Below are 23,483 nucleotides of genomic sequence, written 5' to 3'. Positions count from 1 at the left end.
AAAAATGCTTGTCCGCGGCCGGGTTTTGCGGCGTCGCCAAACAGAGACGTTGGGCATCAAGCGACTTCCGTACTCGGCCTGAAGTGCCCGAGGGAAAAGACCAATTCGCGGATGCTTTTCGGTCGCGCGAAATAATAGCCCTGGACCTCGGTGCATCCGGCGGCGCGGAGCTGAATGAATTGATCCTCGGTTTCGACTCCCTCGGCGGTGGTGGACATGCCGAGGCTCTCGCCCAACCGCGTAATCGAGTGGACGATCGCCAGACAATCGGCCCGCGAGGACAGCTCGCGCACGAAGGATTGGTCGATCTTGATCTTGTCGAACGGAAAACTGCGCAGATAACTCAAGGACGAGTATCCCGTACCGAAATCATCGAGTGCGATGCGCACGCCGAGGCCACGCAGCTGGTGCAGGATGGCGAGCGTCGATTCGTTGTCCTGGAGCAGCACCGACTCGGTGATCTCCAGTTCCAGCCGGTCGGGGCCAAGCCCCGAATTCGCGAGCGCGGTGACGACACTCGATACGAGGCCCTTGTTGCGGAACTGGACCGGGGAGAGATTGACCGCGACCTTGATGTCGCGCGGCCAGATCGCGGCATCCGCGCAGGCTTGGGCGATGACCCATTCGCCGAGCGGCGAGATCAGGCCGATATCCTCCGCGATCGGGATGAACTCCCCCGGGGAGATCAGGCCTCGCTCCGGGTGCCGCCAACGCAAAAGCGCTTCGAAACCGGTAATCTCGTTCTGCGCGATATTGACCTGAGGCTGGTAGAAAAGCTCGAACTCGCCTTGTGCGAGCGCCTTGCGCAGATCCACTTCCAGCACGCGGCGGGCCTGCAATTGCACGTCCATCGCGGGCTCGAAGAACCGGAACGTGCCCCGTCTGTCGGACTTGGCGCTATAGAGCGCGAGGTCGGCATGTTTCAGCAATTGATCGGGGGATACATCGCCATCCCTGGTGAGCGCGATTCCGACGCTCGTCCCGATCACCACTTCCTGGCCGTCGAGGTCGTAGGGTGCGCCCAGCAGCTCGACGATGCGCGCGGCGAGCGCGGCGCAGGCCTGGGGGTCTGAGGGCGTGATCTGCAGCACTGCGAATTCGTCACCGCCGAGGCGGGCCACGACATCGCCTTCCCGCACACAGCTCAAGAGCCGGGCGGCAACCGTCTTCAAGAGCAGGTCTCCGGTTTGGTGGCCGAGCGAATCGTTCACGTCCTTGAAGCGGTCGAGATCGAGGCAGAGCACCGCGACGGCGATCTCGTGGCTGCGCGCGGAAGCAAGCGCGTGTTCCATGCGCTCGCGAAACAGCACACGGTTGGCAAGGCCCGTCAGGGCATCGTGGTGGGCCATGTAGGCGATCTGCGTTTCGGCGCGCCGTCGCTCGGTGATGTCCTCATAGGTGGCCAGCCAACCGCCGGCCATCATGGGCTGATGCGACACCGCCAATGTGCGTCCGTCCGGCTGGCCTTGGATGAACGAGGCAGGCCGTCGGCTGCGGATCAGATCGAGTTGCTCGGCGCAGATCTGCCTGAGGGCCGACGCGCCCTCCCACCCCTGCAGCTCGCCGAGGGTCACGAGGCTGCTCATCGTGGTTCCCGGCTGCACCGTCTTGTCGAGACCGAAGAGTTGCGCGAAGCGGGCATTGAACACGATGATCCGGTCGGAAGGATCGACCATGCAGAGGCCGTGCGACATGTTGTTGAGCGCCGCATTGAACCGCTCGTTCTGCGTCCGCAGCTCAAGCCCCTGGATCTGGAGCGCTTCGTTTCGAACCTGCACCTCTCCATAGGCCTCGCCGAGCGCCTTGTTGGCTTTTCCGAGCTGTGCCGAGGTGCGCCGCAGGTCTTCCGTGAGATCGTGCAGTTCCCGGTGCGCCCGCGCCAGCAAGCGGTTGTGCCAACCGAGAAGGCCTATCAGGAGAAATCCGCAGACGATCAGGCCTCCCGCAAGGCCGGAGAACAACCTGTGCAACCTGATGAGTTCGTGCTGATCCTCGGTCACCCGGACCGCGCCATAGTGATTGGCCGAGGAGGCGAGACCCAGGATCCTGGGTTCAAGCGGCGCCAGAAGCGCCAGGGCTTCCCTGGCCGCGCCCGGAGTCTCGATCTTCGCGATAAGCGGTTCGGCGGCGGCGAGAACTTCATTCAGCCGCTGGACCGCGGATTGCCGTTCCGGGTCGCGCCTCACGAAATCCTGGAACTCCCCGTCATCGAGGAGCTTCGCTCTGTTCAGGAGAACGTCGAAGCGTAGTTCCACATCGTCCCGCGTCACCCCGCTCCCCGGAACATCGAACGCGGTGAGGCGCTGTTCGAGCCGTGTGAATTCGGAAACCGCCTGACTGGCGAGCCAGGAGGTGTTGTAGCGGGCGACCTGCTTCAATGCCTCCTGACGCTCGACGATGGTATTCGAGATATAGGCTGCGGACAGAAGAAAGCAGCCAATGACGACGGAGAGCACCAGTTTCAGTATGCGCAGCGACAATGGCTCGCCCTCCAGCGCTTCAGCCGCGAGTTACTTGATAACGATCTTGGCGACCTGCCAGACCGAACGGCCGTAGAAGGTCTGGCTCTTCAGGTCAGGATTGCTGTCGAAGGGGTAGATGACGAAGAGGGGACCTTTGTCGCGAACGGGCATGTATTCGCCATTCCGCTTGAGGGCCAGGATCACATTGTACTTCGCGAAATCCTCGACCGGAATCTCGCTGGTGTAATCATTGAGCGCCACGATGAGCGCGCGCTCCCCCACAGCTCCGACATGCTTGAGCAACTTGTCGAGCAGAATGCCTTCGAATTTCACCGGGCCGTTATACCATGGCGTGGTCGTTTCCACGGTGACCATGCCCAGCGCTTCCAGCATCGGGCGGTCGAACTGGGCGGTGTCGTCCTTGTTCGTCGTGTCGATCCGACCTGCGACCGTGAGGATCGGCTTTTCCGTGGGAGTGGCAAGGGACCCCGCCGTCACAGGCGTGACGTTGAGAGATCCCATCATTACAAGCAGCCCAAGCGTCAACCTCTGAGCGATCTTCGAAGCGAACATGCCAATCTCCGGTTTATTCCGTAAGGACAAAGCGCATAAATCCTATCATTCTTTTTGCGAGCCTCAAATTTGTTCTCCAAATTCGAGTGTAAGCAGTTTATGAGTAGGTTATATTCATGCACTTTATGTGAATCTAGCACGTTATATTTAACAGGACGTTAGGGAATGTGGCCCTATTCGAAGGTCGGCAGCGTATAGGATTGCTATGAATTTCCACCCTCGCGAAATGAATCTGTCTCGGCTCTGCAACGAGGCCTTGGACGAGCCGATCGGCGATGCGGAGCGCTCCGCCATGATCGCGGATGCCTCCAAGAAGCTCGAAGAGCTCTTCGACATTCTCCGGATCGATCATCAGAACGATCACAACACCCGCGACACGCCCCGTCGCGTCGCGAAAATGTACGTCGAGGAAATCCTCCAGGGTCGCTACACGGCTCCGCCGCGCATCACCGAATTCGAGAACGTGCACGCATACGACCAGTTGATCGTGACCGGTCCGATCGAACTGCGTTCCATGTGCGCGCACCATCTCATGCCGATCTACGGCTATGCCTATATCGGCATCCTGCCCGCGGCGGATGGCAAGATCATCGGATTGTCGAAATACGACCGCATCGTCGAACACTTCGCCTCCCGGCTCCAGATCCAGGAGGAACTCGTCAAGCAGATCGGCGACTACATTGTCGATATGACGAAGCCGCGTGGATTGGCGGTGCGCATCAGTGCCGTCCACATGTGCAAGACGCAGCGAGGCGTTCGCTCGAGCCGCCGCAGCCGCATGGTCAATACCTGTTTCTGGGGTGATCTGGGAGCGTCCGGCGAGTTGAAGAGCGAGTTTCTGAATGAATGCATCGCGCTCGACCGCGCTGGATCCGAATAGGCGATCCCGCCCGCATCCGCCGTCACAATCTCCACGTGAGAGAGTTGTCATGAATCTGTCGGTCGCAATGCCCTCCCTCGGCCCCGCGCGCTCGCCCGAGGCGCGCGAAATCTATCGCTCCACCAAAACCTACGATCACGTCGAAGGTCTCTCGTGCTGCTTCCGGCAATGGCGCGCCACGCATTCCCATTGCCGCTTGATGCATGGCTATGCGCTTGCCTTCAGGTTCGTCTTCGCCACCCACGAACTTGATGAACGGAACTGGTGTTTCGACTTCGGCGGCCTGAAGCCGGTCAAGGAATGGCTCAAGACGATGTTCGACCACACGATGCTGGTGGCCGAGGACGACCCCGAATTGCCGCGCTTCGAGCAGCTTCAGCAGGCCGGCCTGGTCGATCTGCGCGTGCTTCCCGCCGTCGGCTGCGAGGCCACGGCCAAGTTCGTGTTCGATTATGTCGCCGCGTTCGTCCGGGAGCAGACCGGCACGCGGGTCTGGCTCGAGAGCGTCGAGGTCAAGGAGCATGGCGGCAATTCCGCCATCTATGGGCGGTGAGACCGTAAGGTCATCATTCAAAATGCGGGAGCCGGTTTTGGGGCGATGCGCCCCATGCATCCCCCGGGCGACCGCCCTAAATTTTCCCCGAGGGACGTGAGCGCGACAGCCGTGCTCGACGGCCCGGGGAATTGTTGATGCCGGCTCTTGAGAGACAAGCCTCGCCCACCTCATCCGTGCCCGGGGTGCCCGGACTGAGCGTCCTGCGCAAGGTGCAACGGGCGAGCCGCCCGATTCTGGTCGCCGTGCCGGCCATCGGCCTCGTGCTCGGGGTCTGGGCGCTCCTGTCAGGGTTCAAGCCTTGGGCCGGGCCGATCTGGGCCGCGGCCACGGTTCCGGTCCTCGCCATGCTGACGATCGAAATCGTCGCCAGCCTGCGGCGGGGCGAGGTGGGCCTCGACATCGTCGCCGCCCTGTCGATGACCGGCGCGCTGGTTTTCGGCGAATACCTCGCCGCCGTCGTAGTCGCGTTGATGTACGCGGGCGGGCAATATCTGGAGAACTATGCCGAGCGCCGCGCCAACCGGGAAATGACCGCGCTTCTCTCTCGCGTGCCGCGCAAGGCCATGCGCTATCAGGACGGCAAGCTGGAAGAGATCGGCCTCGATGCGGTCGCGCCGGGCGACAGGCTGCTGATTCGGCGCGGCGACATCGTGCCGGTCGATGGCATGGCGGAAAGCGGCATCGCGGTTCTCGACCAATCGGCGCTGACGGGAGAGTCGATTCCCGTACAGCTCGGAACCGGCGATGCGGTGATGAGCGGATCGACCAATGTCGGCGACGCCTTCGATCTCGCGGCCACGCACCGGGCCGCGGAGAGTACCTATGCGGGCATCGTCCGGCTGGTCGAGGCCGCGCAGCGCTCGAAAGCCCCGATGTCCCGCCTCGCCGACCGCTTCGCCATGGTGTTTCTCGCCGTCACGGTCGTGCTTTCCGGCGGAGCATGGCTCTTCACCGGCGATCCGATCCGGGGGCTCGCGGTGCTGGTCATCGCGACGCCTTGCCCGCTGATCCTCGCGGTTCCGGTCGCCATCGTGTCGGGCATTTCCCGCGCCGCGAAGGCAGGCATCCTGGTCAAGGGGGGCAAGGCGCTGGAGACCCTGGCGCGGGTGCGGGCGCTCGTCATCGACAAGACCGGCACGCTCACCCACGGCGAGGCGCGCGTGACCCACATTCAACCCATGGGGAGCTTGAGCACGGACGACCTGTTGCGGATCGCCGCGTCGCTCGATCAGGCGTCGAAGCACATCATCGCCCGCGCCTTGGTGATCGAGGCGCAGAAGCGCGGCCTGACGCTGGCGCTGCCGACCGAGGTGGTCGAAACCCCGGGCGAGGGCCTTACCGGGCGCGTGGATGGAATGAGCGTCGCGGTCGGCGGGCGCACCTTCGTCGCCACGCGGACGCCGGGCGCGAAACACACCCTGGCCGGCGGCACACACCCGGTGGGCGCGGTGACGGTCGCCGTCGCCGTGGACGGTCAGCTCGCGGGAATCATCGTTCTTGCCGACGAATTGCGCTCCGGCACCGCGCATCTGCTTCACGACCTGCGCGCACAGGGTCTGAACCGCATCGTGCTAGCGACGGGAGACCGGCCGGATGTGGCCCATGCGGTGACCGCGGGTCTCCCGTTCGACGCGATCCATTCCGAGCTGACGCCCGAGAGCAAGATCGCGGTCGTGAAGGCTGAGAAGCCGAACGGACCTGTGATGATGGTTGGTGACGGCGTCAACGACGCGCCCGCGCTCGCGGCGGCCGATCTCGGCGTCGCCATGGGCGCCAAGGGGGCGGCGGCCTCGGCGGAAGCCGCCGACGTGGTGCTGCTCGTCGACCGGCTCGACAGGATTTTGCTGGGCATCCAGATTGCTCACCGATCGCGCAAAATCGCCCTGCAAAGCGTCTATGTGGGGATCGGCCTCTCCTTCCTCGGCATGATCGCGGCGGCGTTCGGCTACCTCACCCCGGTCGAAGGTGCGCTGATCCAGGAGGTCATCGACGTGGCGGTGATCCTTAACGCCCTGAGAGCCTTGCGCGGCGGCACGGAGGCCGCGGCCGCCCCCAATTAAATCCTCATCTCCGCTCGCTCCGCGCGCGAGAAATGCCTATACGCCCTCACGATAAGGGTGAGGGACATCGCGATGGCACATGGCGTCGGCGTTCTGGGTCTCGGCGTCATCGGCCGCCGGTTGATCGAAGGGTTCAAGGCCAATCCCCAATTCGACGTGATCGCCGGATACGATCCGAGCCCCGTCGACGTCGATGTGCCGCGTGCGACAAGCGTTCAGGACCTCATCGACAATCCGGCGATTGCCTGCATCTATATCGCCACTCCCCCCGCGACCCATGAAGACCTCGTGCGGGCCGTGGCCCGCGCGGGCAAGGCGATCTTCTGCGAGAAGCCGCTCGCCGCCTCGCGGTCTTCCGCGACGGCTTGCGTGGAGGTCGCGCTCCATGTTCCCGCCGCCGTGAACTTCCCCTTCGCGACCGCTCCGGCCGCTGTGCGGCTGAAGGAACTCGTGGAAACGGGGGCCTTGGGAGAGGGGCTCTCGGCGCATCTGAAAGTCCGGTTCAAGACCTGGCCGCGCGGTTGGCAACACGGCGCGGCGGGATGGCTCGCAGGTCCCGAACAGGGCGGCTTCACCCGCGAGGTCGTGTCCCATTTCGTGTTTCTGGCGCTGCGTCTCTTCGGCCCCGCCACCTTGATCGAGCGACAGGTCGAGCGCGGCGCATCGGGCACGGAGACCCGCATCCGCGCGACGTTGCAATTCGCCCATTGTCGTCTCACCATCGACGGCGCGGTCGAGGGCGAGATCGACGACCTCAACCACTTCGAAGTCAAAGGCTCCAAGGGCTCCGCCGTCATGAGCGACTGGTACCGCCTGCGCCATGCGAGCGGCGACATCGAACCGGCGCGGGCGGATGGCGGCCAGATCGCGGAACTCGCCAAGCTCCTCGCCGGAGAGCCCTGTCGCCTCGCGACGATGCCGGAGGCGGCGGCGGTCGTCGACATCGTTGAAGGCATTCTCTCCCGATAGAGCCGAGCCGCGAGGCAGATCGCGCCTCGCCAGGATCGCGCTTCACCAGGATCGCGCTTCGCTTTGAAAAGTCCTCTTGTCATCCCATCGGGCGTCCCCAATTCTCGCGCCCGATCAAATCACCCCACGGGTCCCGCGCCATGAGCATTGCTACCTCCAAGCCCTTCGGGCGCGGGTCCTTCGACCTCGTCACCGCTTTGTCCGTCGTCGTGACGATTCTTGCCTGGGCCTCGGCTTTTCCGGCCATTCGCGCCGGTCTTCAGGCGTTCGGACCCATCGAGCTCGGCGCGGTGCGGTTTGCCATCGCGGCCGTTCCGGCAGCGCTGTTTCTCCTGATCACGCGCCCGGGCTGGCCGACGCTTGCGGATTCCTGGCGGCTCGCCGTGGGTGGCGTCCTCTTCGTCGCGCTTTACACCGGTTTGCTCAATATGGGCGAGAAGACCGTCTCGGCGGGGGCCGCGAGCTTCATCATCAACGTCAATCCCATCATCACGGCGGGGCTTGCCATGTTCGTGCTCGGCGAGCGCTTCAGCGCGCGCGCCTGGACCGGCACGGCTCTGTCGTTCTTCGGCATCGGCCTTATCGCGCTTGGTGAGGGAAACGGCCTGCGGCTCGACACGGGCGCGTTGCTGATCCTCGGCTCGGCTGTCTGCGCCTCGGTCAGCACCGTGGTGCAAAAGCCGCTTTTCACCCGGCACCGGCCGCTGGCCGTCTCGGCCTGGAACATGGTGCTCGGGGCTCTCGTTCTCGCACCGTGGTTGCCTCAGGGAGCACGCGAGTTCTCGGTTGCGTCCGATGAGGCGATCGTCGCGGTGGTTTATCTCGGCATCGTGCCGAGCCTGATCGCCTATGGCACCTGGGCCATCGCGCTCTCGCGCCTGCCGGCGAGCCGCGCCTCGAATTTCATGTATTGCGTGCCGCCGGTCGCGACGCTTCTCGGCTTCCTGTGGCTCGGCGAGGTGCCGACTCTGCTCGGCGGCATCGGCGGCGCGATGGCGCTCGCGGGCGTCGCCATCGTCAATTGGCGCCGGAACGCACCGCGCAAGCGCTGACGGAACCGGATCACCAGCCGCGCTGGCGCTTGATCATGTTCTTCTGCATGTTCTTCTGCGCCCGCCAGTAATCCTTTTCGGCCTCTTTCTGCATCCGGTAATAATCGCGGATGCGTTCTTTGCGGCTTGTGGAATTGCGGTACTGATTCCAATCGTAATGCCGGTCGTGGACAGACGGTTCGTCATCGCCGCTGAAGAGCTCGAAGAGGGGCAACTGCGCCGGAATCAGATGGGGCGGGTGAATCTCGACCGGAGCGGCGCGAGGCATGGCGACCGCGCCGTTTCCGGTCTCGGCGAGGCCGAAAGCCGTGAGGATCGCGGCAGCCAGGATGATGCGCTGCGTCAACGTCATGGGCTTTTCTTTCATGGCGATCACGGTTGCCGCTCCAGCACGTGTGGCAGGCTCGGCGCGAGCCAGCGCATTCGCTTGATCGCGCCACTGTCATCGCGCTCGAAACGCACTTGCGTCACCGGGTCGTCGCCTCCCAGCGCGACCACCGGCGCGAAGGGGCCCGTCGGATCGAGACGCGCGTTGAAGGTATCCGTATCGAGCTGCTCCAGGGTGAGCGTGGCGTCGGTCTCTTCAAGCTTGATCTGGAGCTTTGTTGCCGCGAGCTGCACCGTGGCGTCACCGATGATCGACGAGGCGTAATTGCCCGCGAAGGACGACAGATCCTGTGGCGGGAAGACGCGCTTGGCCCGCGCCTCCTTCTGCCGCTCTTCCTCCTGCTTGGCGCGCATCGCCTCCAGGGCAAGCGCCACATTGTCGACGGCGTCGTTGCCCATGACGCGATCGTAGAACCATTGCGCGGCTGCGTCGGGAAGGCCGGTGTTTTCCAGGTTCGAGAGAATGACGATGCCGAGATCCCGGTCGGGCACGAAACCAGCATGCGCCCCAAAACCCGACGTGCCGCCATTGTGCCAGATGATGCGCCCGTTCGGCGTCGCGTTCACGACCCAGCCGACCGCGTAGGCCGTGCGTTCGCTGATCGCGACGCGCGGCGTCCAGGTAACGTCGAGATTCTTCTCCGAGACGATGAAGCGATCCTCGAACTGGCCGCGCCCGAGTTGCATGCGCAGCCATTGCGCCATGTCGGGAATGTTGGAGTTGAGAGCGCCCGCCGGGCCGAAGGCATAGGGAAACGAGGCGTGGAACGGAATCGCGACGGGATCGGCCTTCGTCGTCCGATGTCCGGTCGCGTGATCGGGCGCCTTTTCGATGGCTTCCGGCGTCGCCGTGGTCGAGCTCATGCCCAGCGGATCGAGGATGTTCGCCTTGACCACCTCCGACCAGGATGACACGCCCGCCTTCCTGGCGAGGATCTCGCCCGCGACGATGTGGGGAATGTTGACGTAGGTGAAATCGGACCGGAACGTCGCCGTGATCGGCGCATCCCGCAAGGAATGGATCAGCGTGGCCCGATCATAGCCGAGCAGGCTCAGGGCGTCGTTCACATAAGGCGTGAAGCCCCCGCGCTGAGCGGCGAGATCGAGCACGCGGAACTCGCGCCCGATCCACGGATCGCTGAGCTGGAATTCGGGCATCAGATCCGAGACGCGGGCGCTCCAGCTGAGCTTGCCGGAATCGACCGCTTGCGCGAGCGTCGTGCTCAAGAACGCTTTCGTGGTCGAGCCGATCTGGAAGATGGTGTTGGGACTCACCTGATCGGGCTTGCCCCGTTCCCTGACCCCGAAACCCTTCGCATAGATCAGCTTGTCGTCATGCACGATGCCGACCGCCACCCCCGGCACCTTGAAATCCTTCATGCCGGATTGCAGGTAGGTCTCGAATTCCGGAATCAGCCTGGTGATCCGCTCCCGAATCGCGGAAGCGTCGCCAGGGCCCTGCGCCAGGACCGGAGGCGCACCCGCCAGCGACAGGGCGAGCGCGAGCGCGGCGCTGCATGAGGATCCGAACGGCGACATCTGAGCAGCCCCTCCACTACGCGTTACGTAGAGGCAATGGTGTCAGAACTCGACGCTCCCTTCAATGCGAAACCACCCAAAAATTCCTAAGGCGGAGCCCCTCCCCCGGACACCCGACGGGAGGGGCTTCGAATCGGAAGGCCCTACAACGGCTTCAGCCCGGCCTCGATCTGCGCCCGGCGCGGCTCCAGGAAAGGCGGTAGCGCGAGACGCTCGCCGAGCTTGTCCATGGGCTCGTCGGTGGCGAAACCCGGACCATCGGTAGCGATCTCGAACAGGATGCCGTTCGGCTCGCGGAAATACAGGCTCTGGAAATAGTAGCGGTCGATCGGCCCGCTGGAGGGAGCCCGGATCGTCTTCAGCCGCTCCGCGCATGCGAGATAGGTCTGCTCGTTGGGCGTGCGGAAGGCGACGTGATGCACCCCGCCCGCGCCCGGTTGCGCCGGGGGCAGATTGGGCTCGACCGCCACATGAAGCTCCGCCGCCGGACCGCCCGCGCCCATCTCGAACACATGAACCGGCGTCTCGCCCGAGCGGTATTCCCGGGCCGCGCGCATATCCATGCCCGCCGTCAGAACCAGCGCGGTGCGCTCGAGCTTCGGCACGCTCAACGTAATGGGACCGAGACCGCGGATCTGATGTTCCGGCGGGACCGGGCTTTTCAGCCACGGATGGGCCTCGTCGCCCTCACCGCCGTCATCGACGAGCGCCAGGCGCTGGCCCTCCGGGTCCTCGAAATCGAGCCAGAGCCGTCCGTCGCGCTCGACGATCTTCTGGTGCGCGATGTTGAGCGTCTCGAAGCGCTCCTTCCACCATTGCAGGGTTTTTTCGCCGTTCACCCGCAGAGCGGTTCCGGCGATGCTGTGCGTACCGCGCCGCTCACGCCCCACCGGCCAGTCGAAGAAGGTGATGTCGGTGCCCGGCGAGGCGAGGCCGTCGCCGTAGAACAGGTGATAGGCGCTCACATCGTCCTGGTTCACGGTCTTCTTGACGAGCCGCATGCCGAGGGCCTGCGTGTAAAAGGCATGATTGCCGGCCGCGTCGGCGGTCACGGCGGTGAGATGATGAATTCCGGTAAGCTGCATGGTGCTCTCCATCGCTGCGTTGCGATGAAGATATGATTGCAGGAACGCAGGCGCGAGACCCGTTATCGCCAAAACAACATTGCGAAAACGCAAGAAAGGGCCTGAGATCAGCCTGGGCTGTCAATGCCGCGACAGGTCAGTCAGGCTCCATCGCTTGCGAAGACTTCGTCATACGCGAACAACGCGACGCTGCCGCCTGTGTGCCAAAACAGAACCCGGTCGTCCGGCCTGAAAGTGCCCTCGCGAATGAGGGCGATCAACCCGGCCATGGCCTTGCCCGTATAGACCGGATCGAGCAGCAATCCTTCCGTGCGGGCCACCAGGCGCACCGCCTCCGCCATGGCCTCGGTCGGCATCCCGTAGCCGGGGCCGACGAAGCGGTCGTCGATCAGGATGTCGGAAAATCCCTCGCTGCCAACGACGGCAGCGGTCTTTTCGACAAGGCCGCGCACGCGATGAATCGCCTCCTCACGCTTGCGGCTCACGCTCACGCCGAGCACGGGGAGATCGACTTCGCGCGCCGCGAACCCGACGACGAGACCGGCATGGGTCCCACCGCTTCCTGTTGCCAGCACGACATGGCTGAACCGGACGCCCAGCGCCGCTGCCTGGTCCAGGACCTCGGCGGCGGCATCCACGTAGGCGCGGGCCCCGACGGCGTTCGATCCGCCAACCGGGATGACATAGGGGCAACGTCCCTCCGCCTCGCAACGGGCCGCGATGTCCGCCATTGCAGCATCGGGATCGGCGCTCCCATCGAGGAAGCGGATATCCGCCCCGAAGAGGCGATCGAGGAGGAGATTCGCGCTTTTGTGATACGCGCTGCTGCGATCCGGGACCGAGTCGGTCAGAACAAGGATGCAGCGCAGGCCGAGCCGAGCCGCGGCGGCTGCGGTCTGTCGCGCGTGATTGGATTGGATGCCGCCGGCGGTAACGATCGTATCGGCGCCGAGCGCCAAAGCCTCAGCCATCAGGTATTCGAGTTTTCGGGCCTTGTTGCCGCCACCGGCAAGCCCGGTCCCGTCATCCCGTTTGACCCAGATCTCAGGACCGCCAAGAACCCGCGTCAGGGCCGTAAGCGGCTCGAGCGGGGTCGGCAGGCTTGCGAGCGGCACTTTTTGAGGGGCCTCGGACGTACTGAAATCGCTCATCGCACCCATTCCTTGCTGTGTCGCTTCGCCATCACCCGTTGACCGTCACGCCGCCTTGCCGTGCAGATCATCCGGAGTCACGTCCGGCGGGATCGGGCAGACGTAAGGCTTGCCGCCGGTGCGTTCCTTCAGCTCAGCCTTGGCGCGGGCGATGAGATCCGGGTTGCGCAAGCAATCCGCGGCGGTGGAGGCCATGGCCTTGGCCGCGAGCACCATGCCCTTGTGGGCGGCGGGAAGATTGCCCTGCGTGACGAGTTGCCAGGTGTGGAAGGCGGTGCCGACGGCAAAGCATGCCGCATGGCATTGGGCGGTCGGCACGACCCAGCTCACATCGCCCACATCGGTCGAGCCCATCATCACGCCTTCACGCTCCGGCATGGCGAGCACGCCGTCATGCAGCGCCTTACCCTTGAGGACGGAGCCATGCGACTTCACACTCTCCTGAATGTCCGCGTGCGTCAGCGCGGCTTTTTGCAGCTTGTCCGCGAACGCCACATCCACCGCATCGAAAGCGGGCGGCCCGAGACGCTGCATGTTTTCGTACATCGCGTCCTGCAGCGCCTTGTTCGGCACGATATTGGATGTCGCGTCGGTGATTTGCACCTCGACGCTCGTCTCCGTCATCAAGGCTGCGCCTTCGGCGATCTTCTTCACGCGCTCGAAGAGGGTCATCGCATCGGGAAGATGCGGCGAGCGCACGAGATAGAGCGATTCCGCGTAAGCCTGCACGACGTTCGGCGCGATGCCACCCGTGTTGGTGGTGGCATAGTGGACGCGCGCATCAGACGGCATGTGCTCACGCATGTAGTTGACGCCGACATTCATCAGCTCCACCGCATCGAGCGCGCTGCGCCCGAGATGCGGCGAGGCGGCGGCATGCGCCGCGCGGCCCTTGAATCGAAAGTAAGCCTGCACGCAGGCAAGCGAGCTCATGGTCGAGACTTCGTTGATGACATTCGGATGCCAGCAGAAGGCCGCGTCGAGATCGTCGAACAGCCCTTCGCGCGCCATGAACGTCTTGCCCGAGCCGCTCTCTTCCGCCGGGCAGCCGTAATAGCGCACGGTCCCGGCGATGCCCTCGCCTTCGAGCGCGTCTTTCAGCGCCACGGCAGCCAGCGCCGAGCCGGAGCCGAGAAGGTTGTGGCCGCAGCCGTGGCCGGGAGTGCCGGATTTCGTCGGCGCGTGTTCCGTCAGGCCGGATTTCTGCGCGAGATCGGGCAGCGCATCGAACTCGCCCAGGATGCCGACGATGGGACCGCCCTGTCCGGCCTCCGCGATGAAGGCTGTCGCCATGCCGCCCACATTGCGGGTCACGCGAAAACCTTCGGCTTGAAGCATGGTGATCTGCTCTTCGACCGCGCGATGCTCCTCGAAGGCCAGTTCAGGCATGGCCCAGATCCGGTCGCTCGAATCGCAGAAGGCCTTGCTCTTGGCGTCCACGCGCCGGGCGATTTCTTCGAGGCTCAGGCTGTCGTTGTTCATTTCAGGAAAAACCTTCCATCAGACGTCCGTCAGCAAGTCTTATCCTTCCCGACGTCGTTTCGGAAGAACGCGCATCGACGGCAGGGACGATGTCACGCGATCGCGGTGCGGTGAAGCCGAGACATTCCCGCCAATAGCGTTGATGGGCGTCTCGATCCGGAGCGGGATCGTCCCCGGCAAGTCCGATTTCGCGCAACTGGCTTTCGCTGAGTTCGGCAATGGCGAGGCGGGTGCGCCTGATCGCCCAGCGATGGCGAAGTCCTTGCCATGTCGTTCCCAGGAAGCTGGCGGTTCCCAGCGCCCCGGCAAGGGGGCTGCTGGCAGTCGTTGAAAGAGCCATGATCCACAATCCTGTTGTTCGGATTGGAAGATCGCTCGAAAAGCCTCATTCGTCCCGCATGATCCCTTCGCTGGCGACCGAAGCGTTCGAATTCGAAGCTTCTTGGGCGGAAGGGCTGCTTTTGTTAGGCGGCGAACTCGCCCGCTCTCAGCCGGTCGACGGTGCGACCCTGCAACCGAAAAACCGTATCCTGCGGCTCGGACAGATGTAGCGCGGCCTCGTTGTCGAGGCCGGATCTTGCCCAGGAGGCCGTGTGCTAAAGGCGCAAACGCTCAAGCTCGACACGACCCACTTGGAAGGCCCCACCGAACGCCAGGCTCCCGCCTCACAGCATGCTCGGCAACACCCGGTCCGGCGGCTTGTGGCCGTCGATGAAGGCTTTGATATTGACGATGACCTTTTCGCCCATGGCGATGCGGCCCTCGTGGGTCGCGGAGCCCATATGGGGTAACAGCACCACCTTGCCTTGCTTGGCGAGTTTGACGAGGCGCGGATTGACCGCGGGTTCCTGCTCGAACACGTCGAGGCCCGCGCCGCCGATGGCCCCGGCCTCGATGAGGCGGGTCAGCGCGGTCTCGTCGATGATCTCGCCGCGCGCGGTGTTCACCAGGATCGCGTCGGGCCGCATCAGCTTGAGGCGGCGCGCGGAGAGCAGGTGGTAGGTCGCGGGCGTGTGCGGGCAATTGACGGACACGATGTCCATGCGGGCCAGCATCTGGTCGAGGGATTCCCAATAAGTCGCCTCAAGCTCCGCCTCGATCTTCGGCGGCACGTGGCGACGGTTGTGATAGTGAATCGACAGGCCGAACGCCTTGGCGCGGCGGGCGAGCGCCTGGCCGATGCGGCCCATGCCGACGATGCCGAGGCGTTTTCCGGTGATGCGGCGGCCGAGCATCCAGGTCGGCGCCCAGCCGGCCCATTCGCCCTCGGGAATGACCCGCGCCCCTTCCGGAATGCGGCGGGCGACAGCGAGAATCAGCGCCATGGTCATGTCCGCCGTGTCCTCGGTGAGGACGCCGGGCGTGTTCGTGACCGTGATGCCCCGGGCCAAAGCCGCCGGCACGTCGATATTGTCGACGCCATTGCCGAAATTGGCGATGAGCTTGAGGTTCGGCCCGGCCTCCGCGATGACCGAGGCGTCGATCTCGTCGGTGATGGTCGGCACCAGCACATCGGCGGTTTTCACCGCCTCGGCCAGCTCCGCGCCCGAGAGCGGCTTATCCTCAAGGTTCAGGCGCGTGTCGAAGAGTTCGCGCAGGCGCGTCTCGATCACGTCGGGCAGACGGCGGGTGACGACGACGACAGGTCTCTTTTTCATCGGCTCGCGATGCCCCATCCCTCGAAAAGCCACAGGAGATGAAGAGGGCTTTCACGCTCTCTTAACCCTGTTTCGGCGAGTATCGCGCATGATCCGCCGAAGTGGTAACGGTTCGGCGATAAGATCATGCGCCAATTCAATTGTTTAGAGCGTATTCGTGCAAGACAGCGGGAATTCCGCTCTAGCCGGCCGCGCTCTAAAGGCGACGAGCCGCCGCGTGGCGGGGCTCGCAAAGCTTCTCTACCAGAGGCTTTCCTTTAGACAAACCCAACCTTGAGGGGGATCATGCGCAAGTTCGTTCTCGCCATCGCCTTGCTCGGCTTGAGCACGGCGTCGACCTTGGCGCAGCAACCCCCGGGCGGCCGTCTGGGGACCGGACTTCCCGTGCCCCGCTACGTCAGCCTCAAGACCGACCGGGTGAATTTACGCGAGGGCCCGTCCAAGGACCACCGGACGGCCTGGGTGTTCCAGCGCGCGGGCCTGCCGGTCGAGATCATCGCCGAATACGAGACCTGGCGCCGCATCCGCGATTCGGAAGGCACGGAGGGCTGGGTGCTTCACTCCCTGCTGTCGGGCCGCCGCACCGGGCTCGTCATGCCCTGGGCCAAGGGCAAGATTGCCTCGATCAACCTGCTGGACCGCGCCGACGACAGGGGCGGCACCGTCGCTCAGCTCCAACCGGGCGTGATCGCCAACATCAAGACCTGCGACGGCACCTGGTGCCGCATCGTAATTATCCTCGAACGGGCGCGCGACGTGGACGGCTATGTCCGCCAGGACAAGCTTTGGGGCGTCTATCCCAACGAAAAGGTCGAATAGGCCTCGATCTTACCCCGCTAGAAAACCGGAAAGTCCGACTGCATGACTCTGTCCTTCAGCCTGAAGAACATCCTGCCGATTCTCGCCCTGATCCTCGGCATCGCCTCGATCGTCGCGCCGCGTTTCCTCAACGTCTTCGTCGCGATCTTCCTGATTGCGTTCGCCCTCGTGGGCTTCGGGCTGCTGCGGTAACCGCCTTAAGCCGGCCATAGGCGCCGGGCGAGGCGTAGGCCGAACACGTTCGTCGCAAGGCCGAGAATGATCACCGCGCCGCCCACGGCCTCGATCGGCCGCATGGCTTCTCCGAGGATGAGCCAGGAGCCGATGATTCCGGCCACCGGCACGAGCAGGGCGAAGGGCGTCACCGTCGCCGCCGGGTGGCGGGACAGCAGGTGCGCCCAGACGGCGAAGGCGAAGACCGTGGTCGGATAGGCGAGATAGGCCGCCGACGCGAGCGTGCCCCAATCGAGATGCACGAACGCATTCACCACCTGGGTTGGTCCGTCGAGCCAGAGGGACATCGCCAGCAGCGGAATCGGCGGAATCAGGCTGGCCCAGACCACGAAACCAAGCATGTCCACGCGGCCCGCGCGCTTGGAAATGATGTTGGCCACACCCCAGGCGGCAGCGGCGGCGACAGTCATGAGAAACGGCACCGCGCCGCTGCCCGCAAGACGGGGCCAGGCGATCAGCACGAGGCCCAGGCAGGCCACGACCCCGCCGACGATCTGGTGCGGGCCGGGCCTTTCCCCCATGAGAACGGCGGCGAAGAGGATCGTGAAGAACACCTGCGCCTGCATGACGAGGGAGGCGAGGCTTGCCGGCATGCCGATGGCGATGGCCGCAAAGAGCAGGCCAAACTGGGCGACCCCGAGAAAAAACCCGTAACCGATCAGATTGCGCCAGCTCGTCTGGGGCCGGGGCACGAAGAAGACGACCGGCAGCGCCGCGAAGATGAAACGCAGGGCGCACAGGACGAGCGGGGGCGTGGTGCCAACGCCGATCTTGATGACGACGAAGCTGAGGCCCCAGATAACCGTGACGACCAGGGCAAGCAGGACATGGCTGAGCGGCATGAAAAAACTCGATGGCCGCTCAGGAATGAAGGCCGAATGGATCGGCGACTAGGCGGCCTTGCGCCGCAGGCGCACGATGACCTCGACACCGGCCACTTCCATGCCGGGCGGGGGCTCGGGCAGGTCTTCCACGCTCACGCCGGAAGCGGGCATGTCGACGAGCTCGCCCTCTTCCTCCAGGAAGAAATGGTGATGCTCGGTCGGGTTGGTGTCGAAATAGGACTTGGACCCGTCAACCGCGAGCTGGCGCAGAAGGCCGGCTTCCGTGAACTGGTGCAGGGTGTTGTAGACGGTGGCCAACGAGACCGGGACGCGGGCCTTCGAGGCCTCGTCGAACAGCACTTCCGCCGTGATGTGCCGGTCGCCCTTGCCGAACAGGAGCCAGCCCAGGGACACGCGCTGCCGGGTCGGGCGCAAGCCCACGCGACGCAGCTTGTCCCGCAACTCGGACAGGGGGCACCCCTTCCGGTGGGCGGGAGCGGTCGTCGACTCGATATAGGCGGCTAAGGGATCGGACATCGTCGGAACAGAAACCTGGAAAATGCGCTTCTACCATTGAAATAATAGGAAAGCGAGGCTCCGGCGACAAGGCTGACCAAAGGCGCACGCGGCCGACGCCGCCAAAATCCAGTCCAAAAGTGCGCTCCCCCTGATGGTCCCTTTGATGGACGGCAAAGCCTGTGCTACCAGAGCCCCATTCCGATGGTCTCGGGAGGTTTCCGGGGCCGCTTTTGCGATGTGATGAAAGGGTCGGCACCCGGCATGGCGCGCCAGTCGAGCTACTCCTACGAAGACCTTCTCGCCTGCGGGCGCGGAGAAATGTTCGGTCCCGGCAATGCGCAATTGCCGCTGCCGCCGATGCTGATGTTCGACCGCATCACCTCCATCGGCGAGGACGGCGGCGAATATGGCAAGGGCCACGTGCGCGCCGAACTCGATGTGCGGCCGGATCTCTGGTTTTTCCCCTGCCATTTCAAGGGCGATCCGGTCATGCCGGGCTGCCTGGGCCTCGATGCCCTGTGGCAGTTGGTCGGCTTCTACCTCGGTTGGGGCGGTTCCGCGGGCCGCGGCCGGGCGCTCGGTGTCGGTGAGGTGAAGTTCTCCGATCAGGTGCTCCCGAGCGTCAAGAAGGTGGTCTACGGCGTCGATCTCAAGCGCGTTTTCCGCTCCAAGCTGGTGCTCGGCATCGCCGATGGCTGGCTCGAGGCGGACGGCCGCCGGATCTATGAGGCCAAGGACCTGCGGGTCGGCTTGTTCCAGACGGAAGCGGCCGCCGGCTAAATCCTAAAATCCCCGGCTCACGGTTGAGATTGAGCCGGGCCGATCTTACGTCTCACGAGCATGATCCGGAACCGAAGGGTCCGCGTTAGCGAAAAGTGGAACCCCGTTTTTCCGACACGATCATGCCCCAAGACGCTCTGGGTCGGCATGAAGTTTCTATGAAGAGGTTAGGCTATGAGACGCGTCGTCGTCACCGGAATGGGCATCGTTTCGTCCATCGGCAACTCCACGCAGGAGGTTCTGGCCTCGTTGCGGGAAGCGAAATCCGGCATCAGCAAGGCTGCGGACTATGAGCGGCTCGGTTTCCGCTGCCAGGTTCACGGCGCGCCGACCCTGAACGCGGAAGAGCTCGTCGACCGCCGCGCCATGCGCTTCCACGGCGGCGGCACGGCCTGGAACCATGTCGCCATGGACCAGGCGATCCGCGATTCGGGCCTCGAGGAGAGCGACATCTCCAATGAGCGCACGGGCATCATCATGGGCTCGGGCGGCCCTTCGACCCGCGTCATCGTGGAAGCGGCCGACATCACCCGCGAAAAGGGGCCCAAGCGCATCGGCCCGTTCGCGGTGCCCAAGGCCATGTCTTCGACTGCCTCGGCAACGCTTGCGACCTGGTTCAAGATCAAGGGCGTGAACTATTCGATCTCCTCGGCCTGCGCGACTTCGAACCATTGCATCGGCAACGCCTACGAGATGATCCAATACGGCAAGCAGGACGTGATGTTCGCCGGCGGCTGCGAGGATCTCGACTGGACCCTGTCGTCCCTGTTCGACGCCATGGGGGCCATGTCCTCCAAGTACAACGACACCCCGGCGACCGCCTCCCGCGCCTATGACGCCAACCGCGACGGCTTCGTCATCGCCGGCGGCGCGGGCGTGCTGGTGCTGGAAGAACTCGAACACGCCAAGGCGCGCGGCGCGCGCATCTACGGCGAGATCGTCGGCTACGGCATGACCTCGGACGGCTACGACATGGTCGCCCCCTCGGGCGAAGGCGCGGTGCGCTGCATGCGCATGGCGCTGAAAGACGTCAAAACCCCGATTGACTACATCAACCCGCACGCTACCGCGACGCCGGTCGGCGACCTGAAGGAGATCGAGGCGATCCGCGAGGTCTTCGGCTCGGGCGAGAAATGCCCGCCGATCTCCGCCACCAAGTCGCTCACCGGCCATTCGCTCGGCGCGACCGGCGTGCAGGAGGCGATCTACTCGCTGCTCATGATGAAGAACGGCTTCATCTGCGAGAGCGCCCACATCCAGGAACTCGATCCCGCCGTCGCCGACATGAACATCGTGCGGACGCGGATCGACAACGCCAAGATCGACACGGTTCTTTCGAACTCGTTCGGTTTCGGCGGCACCAACGCCACGCTCGTCTTCAGCCGTTACGCGGCCTAAAGCATGGTCCGGAGCGCTGGAAAACCGGCTCTCCGACAAGACCATGCGCGTCAACGGGACCTTCTGGAGCGTTTTCGATCCCGTGAGATCGGAAAAGCTCTGGAAAGACGAACGTCACATCATTGAGACATCTGCATGCGAATCCCTGATCGACCAGGGAGACCTCGCATGGATATGCTCACCGAGATTGCCAGAACGGCTCGCGACGAACGCTGCGACACCAACGAGCAGCGCGGAGCAGAGCCGGAGCATAGGGGGACCCCAGTGAACGGTCTGATGCACGGAAAACGCGGCCTCATCATGGGTGTCGCGAACGACCACTCCATCGCCTGGGGCATCGCCAAGACTCTGGCGGAGCACGGCGCGGAACTCGCCTTCACCTATCAGGGCGAGGCGCTCGGCAAACGCGTGGCGCCGCTCGCCGCATCGCTCGGCTCCAACCTCGTCGTCCCGTGCGACGTCGAGGACATCGCCTCCGTGGACGCCGCTTTCGAGGCCCTCGACAAGCACTGGGACAGCATCGACTTCGTGGTTCACGCCATCGGTTTCTCCGACAAGTCGCAGCTCAAAGGCTCCTATGTGGACGTCACCACGCGTGAGAATTTCTCGCGCACCATGGTGATCTCCTGCTTCTCCTTCACGGAGATCGCGCAACGCGCGGCCAAGCGCATGAAGAACGGCGGCTCGCTCCTGACGCTGACCTATGGCGGCTCGACGCGGGTCATGCCGAATTACAATGTGATGGGCGTGGCAAAGGCGGCGCTGGAAGCGAGCGTGCGCTACATCGCGTCCGATCTCGGCCCCCAGGGCATCCGCTGCAACGCCATCTCGGCCGGCCCGGTCCGCACGCTTGCAGGCGCGGGCATCTCGGATGCGCGGATCATGTTCAGCTATCAGAAAGCGCACGCGCCGCTGCGCCGTTCGATCACCATCGAGGATGTGGGCGGCTCGGCGCTCTATATGCTGTCCGACCTCTCCAGCGGCGTGACCGGCGAGATCCACTACGTGGATTCCGGCTACAACATCATCTCGATGCCGCGCCCGGATGTGCTGAAGGCCCAGGATGCAGCCGGCGTGACGGGTGAGGACGCTTAAATCCCGTTCGAGTACGAACTCTTCGCCAGGGTCTCATGATACCTGGCGAAGTCAGCCCATCGACCGCGCCATGATGCTCACCCGCCGACAGGCTCTCGCCGGCCTCGCCTTCTGTCTCGTGCCCGCGACCGGCATGGCGCTTGAGCGGGACACTCTCTTCAACGTCTCGACCCGCCTCGTCGAGATTTATCAGGCGGGCGATGCCGCCGCCCTGCACGGGATGCTTTCGCCCGACCTCCAGGCGCAATATTCGCCGGACGCGCTCGCTTCGTGGCTCCGCGAGGTCAACGCCAAGTTCGGGCCGTTGCAGCGCATCAGCCTGCCGATTTCAGGCACTCGGGCCTATGCCATCTTCGCTGCCTATTTCGAGCGCGCCCCGAGCGACATGTTTCTCGAACTCGACCCGCAAGGCCGGGTCGTGGTCTGGACCTTGAAGAACGATTCCGGGGCGGTCGCGCTGCGCAAGCGATAGGTGCGGCGGTTCCGCGCCTGTGATAGCCAATGGCATCGGCTTTCAATCGAGAACCCTGCCATGACCCAATACACCGTTTTCCTGTTGGCGTTCGCCGCGTCGGCGGCCGCGCCCGGCCCGGAAATCGCGGGTCTTCTGGCGCGAGCCCTGTCGAACGGGATGTTCGCCTCGCTGCCTCTGGCGCTCGGGATCATCCTCGGAAAACTCGTGATGCTCACGGCGGCGGTGGTCGGCCTGTCCGCCCTGATCGAGGTCTTGGGCCCGATGTTCGTCGCGCTGAAATTCGGCGGTGCCGCCTATCTCATTTGGCTCGGCATCAAGAAATGGAAGAATGCCGGACGCGTGCTGGCGGCAACAGAGGCGACGAAGCCCTTGAACTTCGCGACCGAGATCGGCCTTGGCCTCGCCATGACCCTCTCGAACCCCATCGCCATCGTCTTCTACATGGCGCTTCTGCCCGGCGTGATCGACGTGTCCGGAATCACCCTGGCGAGCTACGCGATCCTCTGCGCCATTATCACCGCCGTGATGATCGCCATCGCACTGGGTTACGGCCTCGTGGCGGAAATCGCGCGAAAGCTGTTCTCTTCCTCGATGTCGAAGGCGCGCATCGACCGCTCTGCGGGCGCGATGATGGTCGGAGCCGGAATCCTGATCGCCGGCCGCTCCGCGACGACGTGAGCGCCAAACCTGGTGACGAGAGCGGCCATCACGAGGGCGTGAGAAGGCGCATCCGGCCTTGATATGGCCGCGCTTGAGCGGCACGAGAGCGTCGTTCGCACGAGAATCAATCCCCATGATCCTGTCCCGCCGTACGCTGCTTGCCGGTCTTGCCCTGTCGGGCGCAAGCGCTCCCGCCTTCGCGCAAACCGCGCCGGAACCTCAGAAGGCACCAATCGAACTCATCGAGGATACGCTCGATCTGCCTTCCGTCGTGAGGCTCGGCCACGCCCATGGCGATGTGATCATGATCGAGTATTTCGATTATAACTGCCCCTGGTGCAAACGCTCCGCGCAGGATCTGCCGAACCTTTTGAAGGCCGAGCCGGACCTGAGCTATGTGCTGGTCAATTTCGCGGTGCTCGGCTTAGCCTCGGTCACGGCGCACAAGGCGGCTCTCGCCTATCTCCAGCTTTACGGACCTGAGCGCTATCTGCCGCTCCACCTCGCCCTGTTCCGTCTGCACGGAGCCGTTGACGGGACCCGCGCGCTGGCGGAAGCCGAGCGCCTCGGCGGCGACCGCAAGCGCCTGACCGAAGCCGCCGACAGCGAGCGCACCATCCAGTGGATGAAGGATGCGTTGAAGCTCGGCAATTCCCTGGGCCTCGTCGCCACCCCGTCCTTCCTGGTCGGCGCCGAATCCTATGTGGGCGGCATGACGCTGGCCCAGAAGCGCGAGGCGATTGCGCGGGCGCGGGGGTAGGACGTCGACCGCCATTCTCTCATCGAAGAGGTGATTGGGGCCGCCTCTCGATCCCCCTTGGCTTC

At 64.3% G+C, this 23,483-nt stretch carries 25 protein-coding genes; 14 read left to right on the top strand and 11 right to left on the bottom strand.

The window, feature by feature from the left end; all coding sequences use genetic code 11:
- Window positions 1–56 precede the first annotated feature (56 nt).
- Together I2H38_RS07260 and I2H38_RS07255 are read right to left on the bottom strand one after the other, a co-directional pair.
- Window positions 57–2,480, bottom strand: coding sequence for a putative bifunctional diguanylate cyclase/phosphodiesterase (locus tag I2H38_RS07260; protein ID WP_196271140.1), 2,424 nt, complete (start codon window positions 2,478–2,480; stop codon window positions 57–59).
- A 30-nt stretch (window positions 2,481–2,510) separates the two neighbouring features.
- Window positions 2,511–2,987, bottom strand: coding sequence for a molybdopterin-dependent oxidoreductase (locus I2H38_RS07255; protein ID WP_196271352.1), 477 nt, complete (start codon window positions 2,985–2,987; stop codon window positions 2,511–2,513).
- 253 nt (window positions 2,988–3,240) lie between these two features.
- On the opposite strand from I2H38_RS07255, the gene folE reads away from it, so the two are divergent.
- From folE to I2H38_RS07230, 5 genes are all read left to right on the top strand, one after another.
- Window positions 3,241–3,915, top strand: coding sequence for a GTP cyclohydrolase I (gene folE / locus I2H38_RS07250; protein WP_196271139.1), 675 nt, complete (start codon window positions 3,241–3,243; stop codon window positions 3,913–3,915).
- A 49-nt stretch (window positions 3,916–3,964) separates the two neighbouring features.
- Window positions 3,965–4,468, top strand: coding sequence for a 6-pyruvoyl trahydropterin synthase family protein (locus tag I2H38_RS07245; RefSeq protein ID WP_229426578.1), 504 nt, complete (start codon window positions 3,965–3,967; stop codon window positions 4,466–4,468).
- Window positions 4,469–4,605: 137 nt separating this feature from the next.
- A complete protein-coding gene (locus I2H38_RS07240; protein ID WP_196271138.1) occupies window positions 4,606–6,531 on the top strand; it encodes a heavy metal translocating P-type ATPase in 1,926 nt (641 codons plus the stop codon).
- Window positions 6,532–6,603: 72 nt separating this feature from the next.
- Window positions 6,604–7,500 carry a Gfo/Idh/MocA family protein gene (locus I2H38_RS07235; RefSeq protein ID WP_196271137.1) on the top strand — a complete coding sequence of 299 codons (897 nt, stop codon included), beginning with the start codon at window positions 6,604–6,606 and terminating at the stop codon, window positions 7,498–7,500.
- A 140-nt stretch (window positions 7,501–7,640) separates the two neighbouring features.
- A complete protein-coding gene (locus I2H38_RS07230; protein WP_196271136.1) occupies window positions 7,641–8,552 on the top strand; it encodes a DMT family transporter in 912 nt (303 codons plus the stop codon).
- A gap of 10 nt (window positions 8,553–8,562) precedes the next feature.
- Here the strand turns inward: I2H38_RS07230 and I2H38_RS07225 are convergent, their stop codons facing one another.
- From I2H38_RS07225 to I2H38_RS07200, 6 genes are all read right to left on the bottom strand, one after another.
- On the bottom strand, window positions 8,563–8,928 hold the full coding sequence (locus I2H38_RS07225; RefSeq protein WP_196271135.1) for a hypothetical protein: 366 nt from the start codon (window positions 8,926–8,928) through the stop codon (window positions 8,563–8,565).
- Window positions 8,925–10,478 carry a serine hydrolase gene (locus tag I2H38_RS07220; RefSeq protein WP_196271134.1) on the bottom strand — a complete coding sequence of 518 codons (1,554 nt, stop codon included), beginning with the start codon at window positions 10,476–10,478 and terminating at the stop codon, window positions 8,925–8,927. The genes I2H38_RS07225 and I2H38_RS07220 overlap by 4 nt, the downstream gene beginning before the upstream one ends.
- A gap of 143 nt (window positions 10,479–10,621) precedes the next feature.
- The gene (locus I2H38_RS07215) at window positions 10,622–11,563 is read right to left on the bottom strand and encodes a ring-cleaving dioxygenase (RefSeq protein WP_196271133.1); all 942 of its coding nucleotides are present in this window, start codon (window positions 11,561–11,563) and stop codon (window positions 10,622–10,624) included.
- A gap of 140 nt (window positions 11,564–11,703) precedes the next feature.
- A complete protein-coding gene (locus I2H38_RS07210) occupies window positions 11,704–12,714 on the bottom strand; it encodes a D-cysteine desulfhydrase family protein (protein ID WP_196271132.1) in 1,011 nt (336 codons plus the stop codon).
- Window positions 12,715–12,759: 45 nt separating this feature from the next.
- Window positions 12,760–14,196: a M20 family metallopeptidase gene (locus I2H38_RS07205; protein WP_196271131.1), complete on the bottom strand. Its 1,437-nt coding sequence runs from the start codon at window positions 14,194–14,196 to the stop codon at window positions 12,760–12,762.
- A gap of 1 nt (window position 14,197) precedes the next feature.
- The gene (locus I2H38_RS07200; RefSeq protein WP_196271130.1) at window positions 14,198–14,536 is read right to left on the bottom strand and encodes a DUF1127 domain-containing protein; all 339 of its coding nucleotides are present in this window, start codon (window positions 14,534–14,536) and stop codon (window positions 14,198–14,200) included.
- On the opposite strand from I2H38_RS07200, the gene I2H38_RS20675 reads away from it, so the two are divergent.
- A complete protein-coding gene (locus I2H38_RS20675) occupies window positions 14,535–14,747 on the top strand; it encodes a hypothetical protein (protein ID WP_210324699.1) in 213 nt (70 codons plus the stop codon). The two genes, I2H38_RS07200 and I2H38_RS20675, sit on opposite strands and share 2 nt — an antisense overlap.
- Window positions 14,748–14,861: 114 nt before the next feature.
- Here the strand turns inward: I2H38_RS20675 and I2H38_RS07195 are convergent, their stop codons facing one another.
- Complete coding sequence (locus I2H38_RS07195; RefSeq protein WP_196271129.1) at window positions 14,862–15,854, bottom strand: 2-hydroxyacid dehydrogenase; 993 nt, start codon at window positions 15,852–15,854, stop codon at window positions 14,862–14,864.
- A 285-nt stretch (window positions 15,855–16,139) separates the two neighbouring features.
- Between I2H38_RS07195 and I2H38_RS07190 the strand changes: the two genes are divergently transcribed.
- Together I2H38_RS07190 and I2H38_RS07185 are read left to right on the top strand one after the other, a co-directional pair.
- A complete protein-coding gene (locus I2H38_RS07190) occupies window positions 16,140–16,673 on the top strand; it encodes an SH3 domain-containing protein (RefSeq protein WP_196271128.1) in 534 nt (177 codons plus the stop codon).
- A gap of 42 nt (window positions 16,674–16,715) precedes the next feature.
- Complete coding sequence (locus I2H38_RS07185; protein WP_196271127.1) at window positions 16,716–16,865, top strand: DUF3096 domain-containing protein; 150 nt, start codon at window positions 16,716–16,718, stop codon at window positions 16,863–16,865.
- Window positions 16,866–16,870: 5 nt separating this feature from the next.
- On the opposite strand, the gene I2H38_RS07180 is transcribed toward I2H38_RS07185, so the two are convergent.
- Together I2H38_RS07180 and irr are read right to left on the bottom strand one after the other, a co-directional pair.
- Window positions 16,871–17,749, bottom strand: coding sequence for an EamA family transporter (locus I2H38_RS07180; RefSeq protein ID WP_196271126.1), 879 nt, complete (start codon window positions 17,747–17,749; stop codon window positions 16,871–16,873).
- 48 nt (window positions 17,750–17,797) lie between these two features.
- Window positions 17,798–18,268 carry a Fur family transcriptional regulator Irr gene (gene irr, locus I2H38_RS07175; RefSeq protein ID WP_229426577.1) on the bottom strand — a complete coding sequence of 157 codons (471 nt, stop codon included), beginning with the start codon at window positions 18,266–18,268 and terminating at the stop codon, window positions 17,798–17,800.
- Between the two features lie 222 nt (window positions 18,269–18,490).
- Between irr and fabA the strand changes: the two genes are divergently transcribed.
- The 6 genes from fabA (at window position 18,491) to I2H38_RS07145 (ending at window position 23,418) form a co-directional block, all read left to right on the top strand.
- Window positions 18,491–19,030 (top strand): 3-hydroxyacyl-[acyl-carrier-protein] dehydratase FabA, encoded by a 540-nt coding sequence (gene fabA, locus I2H38_RS07170; RefSeq protein WP_229426576.1) that lies wholly within the window; start codon window positions 18,491–18,493, stop codon window positions 19,028–19,030.
- A gap of 174 nt (window positions 19,031–19,204) precedes the next feature.
- Window positions 19,205–20,428, top strand: coding sequence for a beta-ketoacyl-ACP synthase I (gene fabB, locus I2H38_RS07165; RefSeq protein ID WP_196271125.1), 1,224 nt, complete (start codon window positions 19,205–19,207; stop codon window positions 20,426–20,428).
- Between the two features lie 264 nt (window positions 20,429–20,692).
- Window positions 20,693–21,523 carry an enoyl-ACP reductase FabI gene (fabI, locus tag I2H38_RS07160; protein WP_324617365.1) on the top strand — a complete coding sequence of 277 codons (831 nt, stop codon included), beginning with the start codon at window positions 20,693–20,695 and terminating at the stop codon, window positions 21,521–21,523.
- Between the two features lie 70 nt (window positions 21,524–21,593).
- Window positions 21,594–21,995, top strand: coding sequence for a hypothetical protein (locus I2H38_RS07155; protein WP_196271124.1), 402 nt, complete (start codon window positions 21,594–21,596; stop codon window positions 21,993–21,995).
- 60 nt (window positions 21,996–22,055) lie between these two features.
- The gene (locus I2H38_RS07150) at window positions 22,056–22,676 is read left to right on the top strand and encodes a LysE family translocator (protein ID WP_196271123.1); all 621 of its coding nucleotides are present in this window, start codon (window positions 22,056–22,058) and stop codon (window positions 22,674–22,676) included.
- A 115-nt stretch (window positions 22,677–22,791) separates the two neighbouring features.
- Window positions 22,792–23,418 (top strand): thioredoxin domain-containing protein, encoded by a 627-nt coding sequence (locus tag I2H38_RS07145; RefSeq protein WP_196271122.1) that lies wholly within the window; start codon window positions 22,792–22,794, stop codon window positions 23,416–23,418.
- Window positions 23,419–23,483: the final 65 nt, after the last annotated feature.

Source organism: Microvirga alba, from assembly GCF_015694465.1.
In the GTDB taxonomy this organism is placed as follows: Bacteria; Pseudomonadota; Alphaproteobacteria; order Rhizobiales; family Beijerinckiaceae; genus Microvirga; species Microvirga alba.
This window is presented reverse-complemented; position numbering and strand designations above follow the sequence as displayed.

Coding starts and splice junctions, on each gene's coding strand:
- I2H38_RS07220 (WP_196271134.1), bottom strand. CDS start 10,478: ATGTCGCCGTTCGGATCCTCATGCAGCGCCGCGCTCGCGCTCGCCCTG.
- I2H38_RS07185 (WP_196271127.1), top strand. CDS start 16,716: ATGACTCTGTCCTTCAGCCTGAAGAACATCCTGCCGATTCTCGCCCTG.
- I2H38_RS07210 (WP_196271132.1), bottom strand. CDS start 12,714: ATGAGCGATTTCAGTACGTCCGAGGCCCCTCAAAAAGTGCCGCTCGCA.
- I2H38_RS07205 (WP_196271131.1), bottom strand. CDS start 14,196: ATGAACAACGACAGCCTGAGCCTCGAAGAAATCGCCCGGCGCGTGGAC.
- I2H38_RS20675 (WP_210324699.1), top strand. CDS start 14,535: ATGATCCACAATCCTGTTGTTCGGATTGGAAGATCGCTCGAAAAGCCT.
- I2H38_RS07195 (WP_196271129.1), bottom strand. CDS start 15,854: ATGAAAAAGAGACCTGTCGTCGTCGTCACCCGCCGTCTGCCCGACGTG.
- I2H38_RS07145 (WP_196271122.1), top strand. CDS start 22,792: ATGATCCTGTCCCGCCGTACGCTGCTTGCCGGTCTTGCCCTGTCGGGC.
- I2H38_RS07180 (WP_196271126.1), bottom strand. CDS start 17,749: ATGCCGCTCAGCCATGTCCTGCTTGCCCTGGTCGTCACGGTTATCTGG.
- I2H38_RS07240 (WP_196271138.1), top strand. CDS start 4,606: ATGCCGGCTCTTGAGAGACAAGCCTCGCCCACCTCATCCGTGCCCGGG.
- I2H38_RS07215 (WP_196271133.1), bottom strand. CDS start 11,563: ATGCAGCTTACCGGAATTCATCATCTCACCGCCGTGACCGCCGACGCG.
- I2H38_RS07230 (WP_196271136.1), top strand. CDS start 7,641: ATGAGCATTGCTACCTCCAAGCCCTTCGGGCGCGGGTCCTTCGACCTC.
- folE (WP_196271139.1), top strand. CDS start 3,241: ATGAATTTCCACCCTCGCGAAATGAATCTGTCTCGGCTCTGCAACGAG.
- I2H38_RS07235 (WP_196271137.1), top strand. CDS start 6,604: ATGGCACATGGCGTCGGCGTTCTGGGTCTCGGCGTCATCGGCCGCCGG.
- I2H38_RS07245 (WP_229426578.1), top strand. CDS start 3,965: ATGAATCTGTCGGTCGCAATGCCCTCCCTCGGCCCCGCGCGCTCGCCC.
- I2H38_RS07200 (WP_196271130.1), bottom strand. CDS start 14,536: ATGGCTCTTTCAACGACTGCCAGCAGCCCCCTTGCCGGGGCGCTGGGA.
- I2H38_RS07190 (WP_196271128.1), top strand. CDS start 16,140: ATGCGCAAGTTCGTTCTCGCCATCGCCTTGCTCGGCTTGAGCACGGCG.
- I2H38_RS07150 (WP_196271123.1), top strand. CDS start 22,056: ATGACCCAATACACCGTTTTCCTGTTGGCGTTCGCCGCGTCGGCGGCC.
- I2H38_RS07255 (WP_196271352.1), bottom strand. CDS start 2,987: ATGATGGGATCTCTCAACGTCACGCCTGTGACGGCGGGGTCCCTTGCC.
- I2H38_RS07155 (WP_196271124.1), top strand. CDS start 21,594: ATGATGCTCACCCGCCGACAGGCTCTCGCCGGCCTCGCCTTCTGTCTC.
- irr (WP_229426577.1), bottom strand. CDS start 18,268: ATGTCCGATCCCTTAGCCGCCTATATCGAGTCGACGACCGCTCCCGCC.
- fabA (WP_229426576.1), top strand. CDS start 18,491: ATGAAAGGGTCGGCACCCGGCATGGCGCGCCAGTCGAGCTACTCCTAC.
- fabB (WP_196271125.1), top strand. CDS start 19,205: ATGAGACGCGTCGTCGTCACCGGAATGGGCATCGTTTCGTCCATCGGC.